At 64.0% G+C, this 16866-nt stretch carries 12 protein-coding genes and 1 pseudogene; 6 read left to right on the top strand and 7 right to left on the bottom strand.

The genetic code is table 11. From position 1 onward, the window contains the following. Positions 1 to 107 precede the first annotated feature (107 nt). The 3 genes from hmgA to hppD form a co-directional block, all read right to left on the bottom strand. A complete protein-coding gene (gene hmgA, locus FFY45_RS09420) occupies positions 108 to 1412 on the bottom strand; it encodes a homogentisate 1,2-dioxygenase (protein WP_176340225.1) in 1305 nt (434 codons plus the stop codon). A 36-nt stretch (positions 1413 to 1448) separates the two neighbouring features. Next, positions 1449 to 1841 carry an endonuclease domain-containing protein gene (locus FFY45_RS09415; RefSeq protein ID WP_176340224.1) on the bottom strand — a complete coding sequence of 131 codons (393 nt, stop codon included), beginning with the start codon at positions 1839 to 1841 and terminating at the stop codon, positions 1449 to 1451. A 281-nt stretch (positions 1842 to 2122) separates the two neighbouring features. Beyond that, positions 2123 to 3238 carry a 4-hydroxyphenylpyruvate dioxygenase gene (gene hppD, locus FFY45_RS09410; RefSeq protein ID WP_176340223.1) on the bottom strand — a complete coding sequence of 372 codons (1116 nt, stop codon included), beginning with the start codon at positions 3236 to 3238 and terminating at the stop codon, positions 2123 to 2125. A gap of 122 nt (positions 3239 to 3360) precedes the next feature. Here hppD and FFY45_RS09405 point away from each other — a divergent pair, with 122 nt between their 5' ends. After that, positions 3361 to 3849: a MarR family winged helix-turn-helix transcriptional regulator gene (locus tag FFY45_RS09405; protein ID WP_176340222.1), complete on the top strand. Its 489-nt coding sequence runs from the start codon at positions 3361 to 3363 to the stop codon at positions 3847 to 3849. 232 nt (positions 3850 to 4081) lie between these two features. On the opposite strand, the gene FFY45_RS09400 is transcribed toward FFY45_RS09405, so the two are convergent. From FFY45_RS09400 to FFY45_RS09390, 3 genes are all read right to left on the bottom strand, one after another. Beyond that, entirely contained in the window at positions 4082 to 4687 is a 606-nt protein-coding gene (locus FFY45_RS09400; protein WP_168959081.1) for a thioredoxin family protein, read from the bottom strand. 11 nt (positions 4688 to 4698) lie between these two features. After that, the gene (locus FFY45_RS09395; protein WP_046932012.1) at positions 4699 to 6219 is read right to left on the bottom strand and encodes a peptide MFS transporter; all 1521 of its coding nucleotides are present in this window, start codon (positions 6217 to 6219) and stop codon (positions 4699 to 4701) included. 258 nt (positions 6220 to 6477) lie between these two features. Then, positions 6478 to 7371 carry a tryptophan 2,3-dioxygenase gene (locus FFY45_RS09390; RefSeq protein ID WP_104592210.1) on the bottom strand — a complete coding sequence of 298 codons (894 nt, stop codon included), beginning with the start codon at positions 7369 to 7371 and terminating at the stop codon, positions 6478 to 6480. 259 nt (positions 7372 to 7630) lie between these two features. Here FFY45_RS09390 and FFY45_RS09385 point away from each other — a divergent pair, with 259 nt between their 5' ends. The 5 genes from FFY45_RS09385 to FFY45_RS09365 all read left to right on the top strand — a co-directional run bounded on the left by FFY45_RS09385 (position 7631) and on the right by FFY45_RS09365 (position 15376). Then, entirely contained in the window at positions 7631 to 11212 is a 3582-nt protein-coding gene (locus tag FFY45_RS09385) for a lamin tail domain-containing protein (RefSeq protein WP_176340221.1), read from the top strand. A 176-nt stretch (positions 11213 to 11388) separates the two neighbouring features. Beyond that, positions 11389 to 12477: a pyruvate dehydrogenase (acetyl-transferring) E1 component subunit alpha gene (pdhA, locus tag FFY45_RS09380; protein ID WP_176340220.1), complete on the top strand. Its 1089-nt coding sequence runs from the start codon at positions 11389 to 11391 to the stop codon at positions 12475 to 12477. Continuing rightward, on the top strand, positions 12470 to 13540 hold the full coding sequence (locus FFY45_RS09375; RefSeq protein WP_055828255.1) for an alpha-ketoacid dehydrogenase subunit beta: 1071 nt from the start codon (positions 12470 to 12472) through the stop codon (positions 13538 to 13540). Before pdhA ends, FFY45_RS09375 begins: the two co-directional genes overlap by 8 nt. A 1-nt stretch (position 13541) precedes the next feature. Further along, the gene (locus FFY45_RS09370; RefSeq protein ID WP_006448748.1) at positions 13542 to 13925 is read left to right on the top strand and encodes an SH3 domain-containing protein; all 384 of its coding nucleotides are present in this window, start codon (positions 13542 to 13544) and stop codon (positions 13923 to 13925) included. Then, the gene (locus FFY45_RS09365; protein WP_176340219.1) at positions 13922 to 15376 is read left to right on the top strand and encodes a dihydrolipoamide acetyltransferase family protein; all 1455 of its coding nucleotides are present in this window, start codon (positions 13922 to 13924) and stop codon (positions 15374 to 15376) included. The genes FFY45_RS09370 and FFY45_RS09365 overlap by 4 nt, the downstream gene beginning before the upstream one ends. Positions 15377 to 15547: 171 nt before the next feature. Here FFY45_RS09365 and avrRxv read toward each other — a convergent pair. Then, positions 15548 to 16628: pseudogene (avrRxv, locus tag FFY45_RS09360) on the bottom strand (type III secretion system YopJ family effector AvrRxv). Between the last annotated feature and the right edge of the window lie 238 nt (positions 16629 to 16866).

Genomic DNA, 16866 nt, shown 5'->3' with positions numbered 1-16866 from the left:
TCCAGCGCACGCTGCAACGGCGCGACCGGGAGGGCGAGAGTCTCGCGCGCTAACCGCACCCGCCTGCCGAGCGCCCGCGGCGTCTTATCAGCCGCTCTGAGATTGCATCATTCCGAGCTGGGCAGCTGAAATGCCGCACGCAAGCCCGACCAGCACTGCTGATAATCGCCCTGTCGATGCGCCGCCTGCAGCGCTTGCCCGGTAGGACGCAATACCGCACGCGTCTCGAACATAAAAGCCATGGTCTCGGTGATCACATCCGGGCGGGTCAGATCCGCATGCGAGGCCTTGTCGAAGGTTGCCGCGTCCGGGCCGTGCCCGCTCATGCAGTTGTGCAGCGATGCACCGCCCGGCGCGAAGCCGTCGGCCTTGGCATCGTAGACGCCGTGCACCAGGCCCATGAACTCGCTGGCCACGTTGCGATGGAACCACGGTGGGCGAAAGGTATGCTGCGCCACCAGCCAGCGCGGCGGGAAGATCGCAAAATCCATATTCGCGGTGCCATGCGTGTCGCTGGGCGAGGTCAGCACGGTGAAGATGCTGGGGTCCGGATGATCGAAGCTGATCGAGCCGATGGCGTTGAAGCGGCGCAGATCGTGGCGATACGGCGCGTAGTTGCCATGCCAGGCCACCACGTCCAGCGGCGAGTGACCGATGTCGGCACGCCATAGATGGCCTTGGAACTTTGCCACCAGTTCGAAAGCGCCCTCGCGTTGTTCGAAGACCGCATGCGGGGTTTCGAAATCGCGCGCATTGGCCAGCCCGTTCGAGCCGATCGGGCCCAGGTCGGGCAGCCGTAACAATGCGCCGAAATTTTCGCAGATATAGCCGCGTGCACTGCCATCGGGCAGCTCGACACGAAACCGCACACCGCGCGGTATCACCCCGATCTGCTGCGGCTCCAGCTCCAGCACGCCCAGCTCGGTGTGGATACGCAGGCGGCCGAGTTGCGGCACCAGCAGCAATTCGCCATCGGCATCGTAGAAAAAGCGATCGTGCATCGATGCATTGGCCGCATACAGATGCACGGCAACACCGGACATCGCCTCCGGCCCGCCGTTGCCCGCCATCGTGTACAGACCATCGATGAAATCGGTCGGCGTGGACGGCAAGGGCAATGGACTCCAACGCAGCTGGTCCGGTGGCACCGGGCCGCTGCCGAAGTCGTTGTGGAAGGCGGATTGCTCGATCAACGAGAACGCGCCATGCACCGCCGCCGGACGGATGCGATACAGCCAGCTACGCCGGTTTTCGCCACGCGGCGCAGTAAACGCCGTGCCGGACAACTGTTCGGCGTACAACCCGTGCGCCACCCGCTGCGGCGAGTTCTGACCGACCGGCAAGGTGTCGGCTACTGCCTCGCTGGCGAATTCATTGCCGAAGCCGGTCATGTAACGCTGGTCGTTGTGCATGGGTGTGTCCAGACTGGGCCCCCACAGGGGCTGGAATTAAGCCCCTCTCCCACCGGGAGAGGGGTTGGGGTGAGGGTACGGTGTAGCGGCCATCTTGCAGATCGCTTCAACCACCGCATCCAGCGAAAACAACACATCGTTGTTCCAGAAGCGCAGCACTGTCCATCCCTTCGATTGCAGCCACCGCGTCCTTGCCTGATCGCTGGATGCTTGGTGCTGAGATCCATCCAGCTCAACAACCAACGCCGCATCGATACAACAAAAATCTGCGATGTACGGCGGAATCGGATGCTGACGTCTGAACTTGAAACCTTGTAGCTGGTTATCGCGTAAGCAACGCCAGAGTGCACGTTCGGCGTCTGTCATTTCGCTGCGTAATGCACGTGCGTGGATGCGCGTAACAGTGGGTAATGGCGGTTTGATTTTCATCGTTCCACCGTACCCTCACCCCAACCCCTCTCCCGTGGGGAGAGGGGCTTGAGCAACGTGCGTTTTCATCACTCTGTGTTGTCAGACATGCGTTGCTTGGGACGCGCGATTGGCTGCTACATGCGACTTGTCTGTGTAATTCGCCTGATCCATACCAAAGCTCAGCCTGACTTAACAAGCTACGGCGTTAGGCATCACAACGAATGCCACTCCAAACCCGCACCGACGCAGTTAATGGCACCAACCACAAATCCCGAACAGCGAATCACCAATCCCAGCCCTCAAAGCACCCCACGCTTCATCTGATCGCGCTCGATACTCTCGAACAATGCCTGGAAATTACCCTCGCCAAAGCCCTCATTGCCCTTGCGCTGGATGATCTCGAAGAAGATCGGGCCGATGCAATTGGTGGTGAAGATCTGCAGCAACTTGCGCTGCTTGGTGTCCACATCGGCATCGATCAGGATCTTGTTGCGGCGCAGGCGTGCGACGTCTTCGCCGTGCTCGGGGATGCGCAGATCCACCACATCGAAATACGTGTCCGGCGTGTCGAGAAAGCTCACGCCTGCCTCGCGCATCTTTTCCACACTGGCATAGATGTCGTCGGTGAAGCAGGCAATGTGCTGGATGCCTTCGCCCTGGTAGGCGTCCAGGTACTCGTTGATCTGGCTCTTGGGGTCGGAGGACTCGTTGAGCGGGATGCGCACGATGCCGTCCGGCGCGGTCATCGCCTTGGACACCAGGCCGGTCTTGGCGCCCTTGATGTCGAAGTAGCGGATCTCGCGGAAGTTGAACAGGCGCTCGTAATAGTCCGACCAGCGCTGCATGTTGCCGAAGTACAGATTGTGGGTCAGGTGGTCGATGAAGGTCAGACCGAAACCTACCGGGTGCTGGTCGGCGCCCGGAATCGGCTCGTAGTCGGCGTCGTAGATGCTGCCCGCATCGCCATAGCGGTCCACCAGGTACAGCATGCAATCGCCGATGCCCTTGACCACCGGCGCCGGCACTGCGCGCGTGTCGGCCTTGTCCTGCACCGCTTCGCCGCCGTTGCCGAGCACGGTCTGCAGCACGGTCTGCGCCGGGGTGCGGAAGCGGATCGCAAAGCCGCAGGCGCTCGGGCCGTGCGCGGCGGCGAAATCGGCGGCAAACGAATCGGGGTCTTCGTTGAGCAGGAAGTTGACCCCGCCCTGGCGATAGACGGTAATGGCGCGGCTGCGGTGACGCAGCACCGGGCTGAAGCCCATCTTGCGAAAATAGTCGTGCAGCTGCGCCACCTGGCCGGCGGGTGCGGCGAATTCGACGAATTCGAACCCGTCGATCCCCATCGGATTGTCGAAGGTGGTGACCTGCATTCCGGGATCGGGGCGGCTGATGGGGGTGTTGGGTTGTGCATTCATCGTCGTTTCTCCACGCTGGGCCGTCCGCAGGGCTATGCGGGGTGGCAGAAGACCCGCGAGAATGTGCAGGCCACCCACGGTTTGTAGTTGCAAATGAAACCAAAATCAAGACACAGTGCAACATGAGCGATCTCGACGCCCCCATTCCGCCGCACCATCCTGTGCTGCTCAACCTTGAGCAGTTCCTGCCGTATCGCCTCAGCGTGCTGTCCAACCGCATCAGCAGCAACATCGCCAAGGTCTACGGTGATCGTTACGGGATGGCCATTCCCGAGTGGCGGGTGATCACCATCCTGGCGCTGTACCCGGGTTCCTCGGCCAGTGAAGTCTCCGACCGCACGGCGATGGACAAAGTTGCAGTGAGCCGCGCCGTGGCGCGCCTGCTGGAGCGCGGCTTCATCCGCCGCGAAACCCATGGCGACGACCGCCGCCGCTCGATGCTGGCGCTGTCGCCGGCCGGGCGCCAGGTGTACGAGACCGTCGCCCCGCTGGTCAACGAGATGGAGCAGCGGCTGATGTCGGTGTTCAGCGCCGAGGAGCAGCAGATCCTGGAAAAGCTGATCGACCGCCTGGCCAAGGACGGGCTGCCGAAGATGGCCGGTAAGGAGTGAGGCTCTCGCACCGTTGAGAGGCGCTGTGGGTGATCGGCGTTTCGGCGCAGACCACTCACAATCCATGCAGCGCGGTCGTGCGGTTCGGTCAACAAAACGGCGCTTCCCTTCGCGGGGAAGCGCCGTTTTTTATTGCGCTTGCACACTGCGCGGAGTCGCCAAGACTCGATCAGAGGCCTGAGTGAACAGCGCTACCCGCAGCGCGGGGGTTTGCATCACGCTGCAGCGAGCGTCACGCCTGCGGCGGCGCCCACTGCTTGAGGAAGTCGAACAGCTTCTTGCGATCGTAGCCCTCGCCCTTGCGCAGCTCCGGGCCGGACTGCAGGGTCAGCGGCTTGCCGTCGTTATCCAGCACCAGCAGCGACGGGTCGTCGTTGAGTTGAGCGAACTGCGACAGGAACGCGGCGTTCTGGTTGGCCGCATCGCGGTTGACCTTGACCACCACAAAGTGCGCATCGCGGAAGCTGCGCAGCTCGGCATCGCCGCCCATCAGCTCGTCCAGCGCCTTGCACGGCTCGCAGGCCGCATTGCCGACGTTGAGCACGATGCGCTTGCCACCGCGCTTGGCCTCGACCTTGGCGGTCTCCAGATCTGCGGCCGGATCGCGTGAGGGGTCGTATTGCGCGTTGAGCGCGGCGGCAGCGGCGATATCCGCAGCGGTCGGCGTATTGCCCGACGACACCGGCTGGCTGGGATCGGCGCTGGGCGGCTTCTGCATCGAGGTGTCCAGCGGCCGTGGCGCCTCCTGCTGCTCGCTGGGCTGCCCGCAGGCACTCAACAAGCTCGTGAACAGCACGCCCGCCAGCAGCGGGCCACAGACAGTGGATTTCATCGGCATTGCAGTTCTCCTCACTTCACACCATGCATCAGTTTGTTGATCAACGGCGCGATCAGGAACAACACCGCGCCGGCGCCCAGCAGCGCCCAAAACCCGAAGGTATACCCGCTGAGGGCCGAGGACACGCTCATCCCTTCGCTTCCGCTGACATGCCCGGCAAAAATGCCCGACAGGTTGTTGCCGATGCCGGTAGACAAAAACCAGCCACCCATGCCGAAACCGACCAGGCGCACCGGCGCCAGCTTGGTCACCATCGACAGGCCGATCGGCGACAGGCACAACTCGCCCACCGACTGGATCACATACACCATGAACAAGGTCCAGAACGGCACCTTGCCAGCATCGTTGACCAGGCTCGACAGCGCAAACATCAGCAGCAAGAACGCCAGGCCGTTGAACAACAGGCCCAGGCCGAACTTACGCGGAATTGACGGGTTGAAGCGACCGGACTTGACCCAGATCCAGGCAATGATCGGCGCCAGCGTGATGATGGCAATCGAGTTCACCGACTGGAACCAGGCGGTCGGGAAGGTCCAGTCACCAAAGCCGCGGTCGACGATGTTGTCGGCCAGGAAGGTGAACGAGCTACCGGCCTGTTCGAAGAACATCCAGAACAGCACGTTGAAAGCGAAGATGATCAGCATCGCGATCACCTTGTCGCGCTGAACCTTGCCCTCGCGAATGCCTTCCACCAACAGCATCACCGACAGGCCGACGAACAACACGGTCAGCACGATCTGCAACACGTCCGCGCCGACCGCGAGCAGGAAGTACACGACCGGGACTGCTAGCACGCAGCCGACCAACACCATCAACACGCGGCCGATGCCCTGCGCGTTCGGCGCCGGTGCGCCGATGCCCTTGAGCTGTGCGCGGCCGATCCAGAACCACACCAGGCTGATCAGCATGCCCACACCGGAGGCCATGAACACCATCTTGTAGGACGGCATGGCCTGGGTGCCGAACACCTTTTCGGCCAGCAACTGGGTGAGTACCGGCGAGATCATCGCGCCGAGGTTGATGCCCATGTAGAAGATGGTGAAACCGCTGTCGCGGCGCGGGTCGGCCACCGAATACAGCTTGCCGACCATGGTGGAGATGTTCGGTTTGAACAGCCCGTTGCCGACCACCACGGTGGCCAGGCCGATCTCGAACATGGTGTGGTCGGGAATGGCGATCAGGAACAGACCGGTGGCCATCACCGCCGCACCGACCAGGATCGAGCGTTGGTAGCCGAGCACGCGGTCGGCCACGTAGCCACCGAAGATCGCCGCCGCGTACACCAGCGCGAGATAGGCCCCGTAGGTGCGTCCTGCTGGCGCTTGACCGGTGGCATCGCCACCGAAGAACTGCGCCACGATGTACAGCACCAGCGCCCAACGAATCCCGTAGAACGCAAAGCGTTCCCAGAATTCGGTCATGAACAGCATCCACAGCGGCCGGGGGTGGCCGAGCAGTGTCGGGAACTCGGGAGGCGCAGGCGGCTGCGGCGGAGTGGTAGCGGAAGTCGGCGCAGTAGCGTCAACGCTCATGAGGTGTCCCTTGCGTATTCAGTGATGGCTGGGTGCACCAGGGCGAGCCCTGGGCGACGCGCGAGGATCACTTAGACGTCATGTTCACGTCAAATTCGCCGGACTCGGGAGCGCGATGCCAGCGGGTTGGATTGGGGGCTTGGTGGTGGAGATGGCACAGGATGACCCTCGTACGCTCACCCCACCCCTCGCCTTGCGTGAGACCGGACTCTGCTCCAGCGGACCAACGTCCGCTCTGCCAGCTTCCGCTTGTTCTCCTCAACCCTTCGCAGCCTCACCACCACTCGGCGCGCGGTTTTCCACGCCCACCGACGTACGCACGTCGAACAGCTCGGGGAAAAACGTCAGCGCCAGCGCCTGCTGCAGAAACCCCACACCGCTCGACCCACCGGTGCCGCGCTTGAAGCCGATCACCCGCATCACCGTGCGCATATGGCGGAAGCGCCAGAGCTGGAACTGGGTTTCCACATCCACCAGGTCCTCGCACAGGGAATACTCGCGCCAGTAGCGGTCGGTGTTTTCGTAGATGCGCTCAAATACTGGACGCAATGCATCGTCGGCCACATGCGCAGCGGTCCAGTCGCGCGCCTGGTACTGCTGCGGAATCGCATGCCCGAAACGCGCCAGGTAGCGCAGGAATTCCTCATAGAGGCTGGGCGCTTCCAGCACCTCGCGCAGCCGCGCCTGGCCCTGCGGGTCGTACGCGAACACCTGCAGCATCTGCGGGTTCTTGTTGCCGAGCAGGAACTCGATGTAGCGGTACTGCAGCGACTGGAAGCCCGACGAGGGCCCCAGCACATCGCGAAACCCCATGTACTCGCTCGGGGTGAGCGTTTCCAGCACCGACCATTGCTCGGTGAGCTGGCGTAGCACCTGTTTGCTGCGCGCCAGCACCTTGCGGCACTGCCAGACCTGATCGTTTTGCAGATGCACCATCGCCGCGCGCAGTTCATGCGCGAGCAGCTTCAACCACAGCTCGGAGGTCTGGTGCTGAATGATGAAGAGCATCTCGTCGTGGTGCGCCGGCTCGGACAAGGGCTGCTGCGCAGAGAGCAACTGGTCCAGCCGCAGATAACCGCCGTAGGTCAGCCGCCCCTCCAGATCGGTATGGATGCCGGGTTCCAGGTCACGCAGGTTCTTGTCGACGGGCATGGCGTAGCGCTGACGATGGGGTCGGCCAGGGTAGCGCGCTGGCGACGGGTTGGCAGCCGGATCGGGAATCGGGATTGGGGAATCGAGAGTCGGGATTGGATGGGGCCGCCGGCCGCGCAGTCGCAGCCACTGCGCCGGTGTAACCATATGGTCAACCTAAGCCTGCAAATTCATGCAGAATCAAACGGCGCTGCCGGCCAGGGACGTGGCCGGACCAGGGGAGCGTTTCACGTCTCAAGGACCAGGGGACTCTCATCTCATGCATGTGTTGCAGCGTCGTGCAGCCTTACTTTTCTGTGCGCTGGCGGTTGCCGGCCACGCCAATGCCCAGGTTGTCATCAGCCAGGTCTACGGCGGTGGCGGCAACAGCGGTGCCACCTTCCGCAGCGATTTCATCGAGCTGCACAACACCGGCAGCAGCACGGTCAGCCTGGACGGCTGGTCGGTGCAATACGCCTCGGCCGCCGGCAGCAGCTGGCAGGTCACGCCATTGGCGGGCAACGTGCCGGCCGGCGGCTATTACCTGGTCAAGCAGGCCGATGGCAGCGGCGGCAGCGTTGCGCTGCCCACGCCCGATGCCACCGGCACCACCGCCATGAGCGGAACCGCCGGCAAGGTGGCACTGAGCAGCACGGCTGCCGCGTTGAGCGGCGCCTGCCCCACCGGCAATGCCGACCTGGTCGGCTACGGCAGCAATGCCAGCTGCGCCGAAGGCAATGCACCCACGCCGGCCCCCAGCAATACGCTGGCGGTGCTGCGCGCAGGCGAAGGCTGCACCGATACCGACAACAACGCGGCCGATTTCGCCACCGGCGCGCCGGCCCCGCGCAATAGCGCCAGCGGCGCACGCCTGTGCAGCGGCGGCGGCCAGCCGATCGCCACGCTGGCCGATGTCAGCCAGGCCGAGGGCAATAGCGGCAGCCGCAGCGTCGTGTTCACACTGAGCTTGAGCCAGCCAGCCGGTGCGGGCGGTGTGCGCTTCACCGCCGCCACCGCCAATGGCACCGCTGTGGCTGGTAGCGACTACGTAGCCTTGCCTGCAACCAGCGTGCAGATTGCCGCCGGCGACCGCAGCGCCACCATCGCGGTGGACGTGCTGGGCGACACCACGCCCGAGCCCGATGAGACCTTTGCGCTGCAGATCAGCGGCCTCACCGGCGCGCTGCCGGCCACGCTGAGCGCCACCGGCACCATCCTCAACGACGACTTCAGCCTGCTGCCGATCCACGCCATCCAGGGCAAGGGCGCACGCTCGCCGCTTGAAGGCCAGGTGGTCGCCACCTCGGGCATCGTGACTGCTCGCCGCAGCGCCGGCTTCTTCCTGCAGGCAGCGGATGCCGAAACCGATGGCGACCCGACCACGTCCGAAGGCGTCTACGTCTACACCGGCAGCGCCCCGCCGGACACCGCTGCCATCGGCAACCGCGTGCGCGTGCAAGGCACGGTGATTGAATACGTACCCACTGCCGACCCGACCCAGCCGCCGCTGACCGAGATCGGCGGCAGCTTGACCGTGTTGCTGGATTCCATCGGCAACCCATTGCCGATGCCGGTGGCGTTGAGCGCGAACTTCCCCAACCCGAACGGCGCCTACGACCAGCTCGAAGCGCTCGAGGGCATGCGCGTCACCGCCGCCAGCCTCACCGTCAATGCGCCCACCGGCGGCAGCGTCAACGAGACCAACGCCACTGCCACCAGCAACGGCGTGTTCCATGCCGTGGTCACCGGATTGCCGCGCGCCTTCCGCGAGCCGGGCGTGCAGTTGCCCGACCCGCTGCCGGCCGGCTCGCCCGCTGGGGTGCCGCGCTGGAACACCAACCCGGAAGTGATCGCGGTCGGCAGTGCCGGCGTGGGCGCCGAGCGGCTGGATCTGGCGTCCGGTTGCGTCGTGCTGGATGTCACCGGCCCGCTGGATTACAGCTTCCGCCGCTACACGCTGTACCCGGAACGCACCCCGCAAGTGAACTGCAACGGTGCCGACCAACCGCGCCCGGCACCGCTGCCGCAGGCCGACGACGTGGCCGTGGCCACCTACAACATGGAGCGCTTCTTCGACGACCAGAACGACCCGGCGATCGGCGAACCGGTGCTCACCCCGGCCGCGTTCCAGGCCCGCCTCAACAAGGCCTCGCTGGCGATCCGCAACTACCTGCACACGCCCGACATCCTGGGCACGGTGGAAGTGGAAAACATCAGCGTGCTGCAGACGCTGGCTGCACGCATCAACACCGATGCGGTGGCAGCCGGCCAGCCGGATCCGCAATACGTGGCCTATCTGCAGGAAGGCAATGACGTCGGCGGTATCGATGTCGGCTTCCTGGTCAAGACCGGCGCGGTGTCGGCCGGCGTGCCGCGCGTTGAAGTGGTGTCCATCGCCCAGGAAGGCAAGACCACCACCTGGACCGAACCGGCAGGCGGCGTGAGCCTGCTCAACGATCGCCCGCCGCTGGTGCTCACCGCCAAGGTGCATCAGGCCGATGGCCGCGTGCTGCCGCTGACCGCCATTGTGGTACATCAACGCTCGCTCAACGGCGCCGAGACCGACGATGCGGCCGGCACCCGCATCCGCGCCAAGCGCCAGGCCCAGGCCGAGTATCTGGCGCGTCTGCTGCAGACGCGTCAGCAGCTGGACCCGGCCGAACAGGTGCTGGTGATGGGTGACTTCAACGCCTTCGAGTTCAACGACGGCTATGTGGATGCGATGGGCACCGTCACCGGCAGGCCGGCGCCGGATGCGCAGACCGTGGTGAACGGCGATGGCGTGGATCTGGTCAACCCGGACTACACCGACCTGACCTGGTTCAACACGCCCGATCAGAGTTACTCGTACGCCTTCGACGGCAACGTGCAATCGCTGGATCACATCATCGCCAACGAGGCGCTGATGCGTGCACCGAACATCGCCGCGTTGTCGGTGGGCCACGCGCGCATCAATGCCGATTTCCCCGGCACCGCGCGCAACGATGCCAACACGCCTACGCGTCTTTCAGATCACGATCCCACCATCGTGCTGTTGCGCATGACGCCAGCGTTGCGCGCCGACCTGGGCGTGGTGGTGAACGCCGCACGCGCGCAAGTCACCGAAGGCGAGCGTATCGACTTCAGTGTGGATGTGGAGAACCGTGGACCCGACAACGCAGCGTTTGCAGCGGTGGCACTGGCCTTCGATGCCGCGGTGAGCCCACGCGTCACCGCCGCACCGGGCTGGAGCTGCCAACCGCCGGAAACCGGCACCCAGACGGTGGTCACCTGCACCATCGCCTCGCTGGCATCCGGCAATGCACAGCGCTTCGCAGTGGAGGTTGAAGCTGGCGCGGAACTGGCGGGACGCACCCTCACCCTGGCCGCTTCGGTCGCCTCTCAGACGCCCGACCCGCAGCCGGACAACAACACCGACACCGCCGCAGTGGCAGTGCAGCCACGCCTGCGCAGCGATCTGGCAGTCCGTCTGGAAGGCCCCGCCACGCTGCCGACCACCGCCTTCAACGCCACTTACCGGGTGTTGCTGGACAACCGCGGCAACGCGCCGGCCACCGGCGTCAATGTGCGCATCGAGGGCAATACGGTGTCGGCGTTGTCGCTGCTGGTGCCGCCCAGCGGCTGGCGTTGCACCAAGCAACTGCAGTCGTTGCGCAGCGCGATCTTCATGTGCAGCACCGCCGCGGCACTGCAGCCGGGCGCGCAGGCCGCGTTCCAGCTGACCGTGGCGGCCAAGCCGATCCCGGTTGAAGGCGCGGTACGGGTGCAGGCAAGTGCCAGTTCGATCTCGCCCGATGCCAACCCGGCCGACAATGCTGCGCTGATCGTCACTCCGATCGGTGGAGGCGCCGGGCGCCGCTGATCGCAGTGCAACACGTCGCAGTTTGAACTGCGACAAAGGGCGCGGCCTGGTCCGCGCCCTTTTTTTTGTGCAACCCAGCATCATTGTGTGCTGCGGTGCAGGACAGCCTTTTGCTGCGTGGTCCTTAACATCGCAACTCATATCATTTGAAACTTCTTGGTGAAGGTGTCGCCGCAATGAGCGTAGCCGCGCAGTTCGAGATCGAATATCTGCAATACATGGACGCGGACGGCCAATGGGTCCGCGACGACCTGCCGGCCGATGCCGCCAACCCGCAACAGTTGCTCGCCCTGTTCAAGCGCATGCTGTTCGTGCGCACCTTCGACAGCAAATCGGTCGCCTTGCAGCGCACCGGCAAGCTGGGCACCTACGCCGCCTCGCTGGGGCACGAAGCCACGCATGTGGGCATTGGTGCGTCGATGCGCCGCGGCGATGTGTTCGCGCCCAGCTATCGTGAGTACGGCACCATGTTCGAACGCGGCGTACGCCCGCGCGATGTGCTGCTTTACTGGGGCGGCGACGAGCGTGGTAGCGACTATCCGCGCGATGCCGATGCGGCGATCGACTTCCCGATCTGCGTGCCGATTTCCACCCAGTGCCTGCATGCGGCCGGCTCCGCACTGTCGTTCAAGCTGCAGGGCAAGCAACAGGTCGCCGTGGCCTGCTGCGGCGATGGCGGCAGTTCCAAAACCGACTTCTACGCAGCGCTCAATTCGGCCGGCGCTTACAAGCTGCCGCTGATCCTGTGCGTGATCAACAACGGCTGGGCGATCTCGGTACCGCGCTCGGCGCAGACCGGCGCACAGACGCTGGCGCAGAAAGGCCTGGCCGGCGGCCTGTATTGCCTGCAGGTGGATGGCAACGATCTGGTTGCCGTGCTCGAAGCGATGCGCCAGGCACGCGTGCGTGCACTGGCCGGCGACGGCGGCACGGTGATCGAATTCCTGACCTATCGCCTGTCCGACCACACCACCGCCGACGATGCGCGGCGCTACCGCGGCGAAGAAGAGGTCAAGCAGGGCTGGGCGCGCGAACCGCTGCTGCGCCTGCGCCGCTATCTCACCGCGCAAGGCCTGTGGGACGACGCACAGGAAACCGCCTGGAAAACCGAGTGCGGCGCGCGCGTGGACGAAGAGGTCAACGCCTATCTCAACACCCCGGTGCAGCCGGTCGAAGCAATGTTCGATTATCTCTACGGCGACCCGCCGGCCGAGTTGCTCGCCCAGCGCGCCGAAGTGATGGCGCTGGAGGCCCGTCATGGATGAGCACACCCACTCGCACATCGCCGCCACCCAGCAGGCCAGTGCGCCTTACAACGCCGCAGCCACGCGCGGAGAGACTGCCATGAGTTCGCCCATCACCCTGATCGAAGCCATCACCCAGGCGCTGGCCTGGGAGCTGGAACACGACCCTGCGGTGCTGGTACTGGGCGAGGATGTGGGCGTCAACGGCGGCGTATTCCGCGCCACCGCCGGCCTGCAGCAACGCTTCGGCAGTGCGCGCGTGCTGGACACGCCATTGGACGAAACCACCATCGCCGGGCTGAGCGTTGGCCTGGCCGCGCAAGGCATGAAGCCGGTGGCCGAAGCGCAGTTCGATGGCTTCGTGTATCCCATGGTCGATCACCTGATCTGCCACGCCGCACGCCTGCGCAACCGCACCCGTGGCCGCCTGCATTGCCCGATGGTGTTGCGCGTGCCATGGGGCGGCGGCATCCGCGCGCCGGAACACCACAGCGAAGCCAACGAAGCCATCTTTACCAACGTGCCCGGTTTGCGCGTGGTGTTGCCGTCTTCGCCGCAGCGCGCCTACGGCCTGTTGCTGGCTGCGATCCGCGACCCGGATCCGGTGATCTACATGGAGCCCAAGCGCATCTATCGCCAGTACAAGGAAGTGGTTGCCAACGATGGCGAAGCGCTGCCGCTGGATGTGTGCTTCGTGCTGCGCGACGGTACCGACGTCACCCTGGTCACTTGGGGGGCGCAGGTGAAAGAAGCCCTGGAAGCGGCCGACAAACTCGCCGGCGAAGGCATCAGTGCCGAAGTGATCGACGTGGCCACGTTGCGCCCGCTGGACTTCGACACCATTGCCGAATCGGTCGCAAAAACCGGCCGCTGCGTGATCGTGCAGGAAGCCCCGCGCACTGCCGGCTTCGGTGCGGAGATCGCTGCGCAGCTGGCCGAAAAATCGATGTACGACCTGCTCGCGCCAGTCGAACGCGTTACCGGTTACGACACGCATATCCCGCTGTTCCGGCTGGAGATGAAGTACCTGCCGAGCGTGGAGCGCATCGTCACCGCCGCCCGCCGCGCGGTGGCCGCCGGCTGACATGCGCGCCCGCCTGCTCTGCGACCACCACGCCAGAGTCGCCAACCCGATTCGCTTCCACGCCGGCCAGCAAGTGGCGATCGGCGTACGCGATGAAGAATGGCCGGCCTTTGCCTGGGTCAACACCGGGCAAGGTCATGCCGGCTGGGCGCCGGTGGCGTGGCTGCGCCCCTTGGGCGACGGCCTGGCCGAAGCCCTGCGCGATTACGACGCACGCGAACTCGTTGCCATGCAGGGCGAGGACGTGTTGCTGCATCACGAACATGGCGGTTGGTGGTGGTCCGAGCGTGCCGATGGCACGCAGGGCTGGCTGCCGGCCGCCGACCTCGAACTCCTCGACGACACCACGCCGCCGCTGCCTGCGGCGCAAGAGAATCTGCCATGAGCCAAGCCAAGAATTTCCACCTGCCCGATCTGGGCGAAGGCCTGCCCGACGCCACCATCGTGGAATGGTTCGTCAAGGAAGGCGACAGCATGCGCCTGGACGACCCGCTGGTCTCGATGGAAACTGCCAAGGCGGTGGTCGAAGTGCCCTCGCCGTTCTCCGGCACCGTGACCAAGCTCGCCGGTGCCGCCGGCGATATCATCGTCACCGGCGCGGTGCTGGCGCAGTTTGCGCTGGACGCTTCGCAGCCGCAGCGCGCCGATGGTCAGGACACCGGTCACTCACACGGCCCTGCGCCAACGCACACGCCCAGCACCGGCGACAGCGCCGCCGGGAACACGGCGCGCATGGTCGCTTCCGATAACGGCGGCGAGATCGCCGATGCCGACTCCACCAGCAACGGCGAGAGCGACCGCGATGACGCCGGCACCGTGGTCGGCGCGATGCAGAGCTCCAATGCCGTGCAGAGCGAGCAGGCCATTGCAGTCGGCGGCGTGCGTGCCATGCCGGCCGTGCGTGCACTCGCCCGCAAGCTGCGCGTGGATCTGGCGCAGGTACGCACCACCGGCCCGGATGGCACCGTGACCATGGCCGATGTGAAGCAGGCCGCCGCTGCCGGCAGTGCGCCGGTGTCTACGACGCGTGCGAGTGCGTCGGTGACATCGATCAACAGCAACACCGCGAATGCAGCCTCGCACCATGCCGCCGCAAACACGCAGACCGCAAACACTGCAGCAAGCGATACGCAACAACGTTCAGCGCTGTCTGCCAGCGGCAAACCCATGCGCACGCAATCACCCAGCGTGGTCGCCAAAGGCCAGCCGGAGCAGCTCAAGGGCGTGCGCCGCAACATGGCGCGCGTGATGGCCGATGCGCACAGCAAGGTGGTGCCGACCACGCTCAACGACGATGCCGACATCCACGCCTGGCACCCGGGTAACGACGTCACCGTGCGGCTGGTGCGCGGCATCGTGCGCGCCTGCCAGGCGGTACCCGCGCTCAACGCCTGGTTCGACGGCGAGGCGCTCAGCCGCACCCTGCACACGCAGGTGGATATCGGCATTGCTGTGGATACCGAAGAAGGCCTGTTCGTGCCGGCGCTGCGCAATGCCGACATGCTGGACGCGCACGGCATCCGCGAGAGCGTCAACCGGCTGCGCCAGCAGGTGGAAAATCGCAGCATCGCTGCCTCCGAGCTCAGTGGCTACACCATCTCGCTATCCAACTTCGGCATGTTCGCCGGCCGCTACGCCACCCCGGTGGTGGTGCCGCCGTGTGTGGCCATCGTCGCCGCCGGCCGCGCGCGCTACCAGCTCACGCCGGTGATGGGCGGTGTGGAAACCCACAAGGTGATGCCGCTGTCGCTGACCTTCGACCACCGCGCCGCCACTGGCGGCGAAGCCGCACGTTTCCTGCGTGCACTGCTGGACGATCTGGCGTTGGCCAACTGAGCACTGCGCGGCGGGCTTGCCAGCTCGCCGCGCAGGCTGGAAGACGCTCCGTCAGCAACCAAGCCTTCCTTTGCGCTTTCCATCAGGGTCGCCGTATCGCATGCCGAAAAAAGCCCGCTGGAAGGCAGGCCTCCAAAGGTCAAGGAAAATAAATAATATTTAGTAATTGTCTCAGGATTCTAAGGCGTGGCGGATCTTCCGGGCTCTGGATGCTTCGATTGACATGCTGTAGGTTCTATCGCGCTGGACCTGGAACTCCTCCAGTCTACGACTCAGCGACTCCTTGTAGACAGCGGCTCTGCCGGACCTCACATCAGTGCCTGATGCGCCAGGCTGATCCGCCTCGAGCTCGTCGATGGTGCGCCTTGAATGCGCATGCTTGTAGAAATTTGCCGGCAGCAAATTGGTTCCTTCAAGTAAATAGACGCCAAGCTCGTTAAGGTCCTGACTTTTGGGAGTCATCCCCTTGATATTTCCTTTCTTTCGAAGATCTTTATGCCATTGGTCAAAAGTGCTTCTTTCTTGGTATGCCGCCAGGGCATAATCAAGAGAAAATATGACGCATCCACCTAGTGACTTAAGTGCTTCCGCTTCAATCACCGCAAACGAAATTTTCCTGCCGAACTGAGACGTGAGATTTTCTCTCATTTTCACGAAACCAGGCATATGGGTCGGGTTGTGAGCAGACGCAGGTTCCAGCGCGATAATCGTCGTGTGACCACTCTCGTGATTGCGCACGTCGAACGCGACGCGATGCCATCTCCTCGGGTCTTCATCCAGTCGCACTACCGCTCTTAATGGCAATCCTGTTTTATGCCAGCGACTCAGGTCATATAAGAACTGCCCCGGTGTGTCGAAGCTGCGCAGGTTTAGATTATTCAATCTATTTTCGTATGAGCGGACTAGATGGGGGAGATTCTCAATGTCCATCAGCCGAAGCGACTCGCTGATGGGTTCATTTCGCTTCAGCTGATCGAGGGTTGCGTTGGCATAGGAGACCAGGCTTGGCGGCGCTAAATGTCCGCGCGACTCCACCGCGTCCGAAAGGGCCTCAGCCTTTTTGCGAGGCCTGGTCGGGAGAGCGGAAAAAGCAGAGTTACTGGGCGGGGAATCCGGGGGCGGAGAGGCCGGTGGCGTAGACGCCTTACGACTTGTAGCTGAGTCAGCCTCCGGAATATGATGTTGAAAACGACTGCTGCTTGAGCCGCCCACTCCGAATGATCTGAGAAATTTTTTCATTTTCTACCACCATCGTTTGTATGGATCTGAATTGCACTCTTATGGATGCGCACGCATATTAGATCGCGTTAATCATAAAAATCGATTTCGTTGCGCGAAGATCTAGGCAATAATGCGAACACCTGAAAAAACCTGAACCAAGCACTGCAGATAAGCGACACTATTCCACTCTGATGAGTGATCTGCGCAACCGATGTTCGGTGACTAACCAACCCAAAAAAACCGGGCCACGGCCGTGGGTTAGTCGCATT

The sequence above is a fragment of the Xanthomonas hortorum genome, from assembly GCF_011305375.1.
Taxonomy (GTDB): domain Bacteria; phylum Pseudomonadota; class Gammaproteobacteria; order Xanthomonadales; family Xanthomonadaceae; genus Xanthomonas; species Xanthomonas hortorum_E.
Note: the sequence above shows the minus strand (reverse complement) of the source record. Positions and strands in the feature narration are given on the sequence as shown.

What these genes read in the sequence shown, in the direction of transcription:
- hmgA (WP_176340225.1), bottom strand. Translation starts at nt 1,412, where the DNA reads ATGCACAACGACCAGCGTTACATGACCGGCTTCGGCAATGAATTCGCC.
- FFY45_RS09365 (WP_176340219.1), top strand. Translation starts at nt 13,922, where the DNA reads ATGAGCCAAGCCAAGAATTTCCACCTGCCCGATCTGGGCGAAGGCCTG.
- FFY45_RS09385 (WP_176340221.1), top strand. Translation starts at nt 7,631, where the DNA reads ATGCATGTGTTGCAGCGTCGTGCAGCCTTACTTTTCTGTGCGCTGGCG.
- pdhA (WP_176340220.1), top strand. Translation starts at nt 11,389, where the DNA reads ATGAGCGTAGCCGCGCAGTTCGAGATCGAATATCTGCAATACATGGAC.
- FFY45_RS09390 (WP_104592210.1), bottom strand. Translation starts at nt 7,371, where the DNA reads ATGCCCGTCGACAAGAACCTGCGTGACCTGGAACCCGGCATCCATACC.
- FFY45_RS09375 (WP_055828255.1), top strand. Translation starts at nt 12,470, where the DNA reads ATGGATGAGCACACCCACTCGCACATCGCCGCCACCCAGCAGGCCAGT.
- FFY45_RS09415 (WP_176340224.1), bottom strand. Translation starts at nt 1,841, where the DNA reads ATGAAAATCAAACCGCCATTACCCACTGTTACGCGCATCCACGCACGT.
- hppD (WP_176340223.1), bottom strand. Translation starts at nt 3,238, where the DNA reads ATGAATGCACAACCCAACACCCCCATCAGCCGCCCCGATCCCGGAATG.
- FFY45_RS09405 (WP_176340222.1), top strand. Translation starts at nt 3,361, where the DNA reads ATGAGCGATCTCGACGCCCCCATTCCGCCGCACCATCCTGTGCTGCTC.
- FFY45_RS09370 (WP_006448748.1), top strand. Translation starts at nt 13,542, where the DNA reads ATGCGCGCCCGCCTGCTCTGCGACCACCACGCCAGAGTCGCCAACCCG.
- FFY45_RS09395 (WP_046932012.1), bottom strand. Translation starts at nt 6,219, where the DNA reads ATGAGCGTTGACGCTACTGCGCCGACTTCCGCTACCACTCCGCCGCAG.
- FFY45_RS09400 (WP_168959081.1), bottom strand. Translation starts at nt 4,687, where the DNA reads ATGCCGATGAAATCCACTGTCTGTGGCCCGCTGCTGGCGGGCGTGCTG.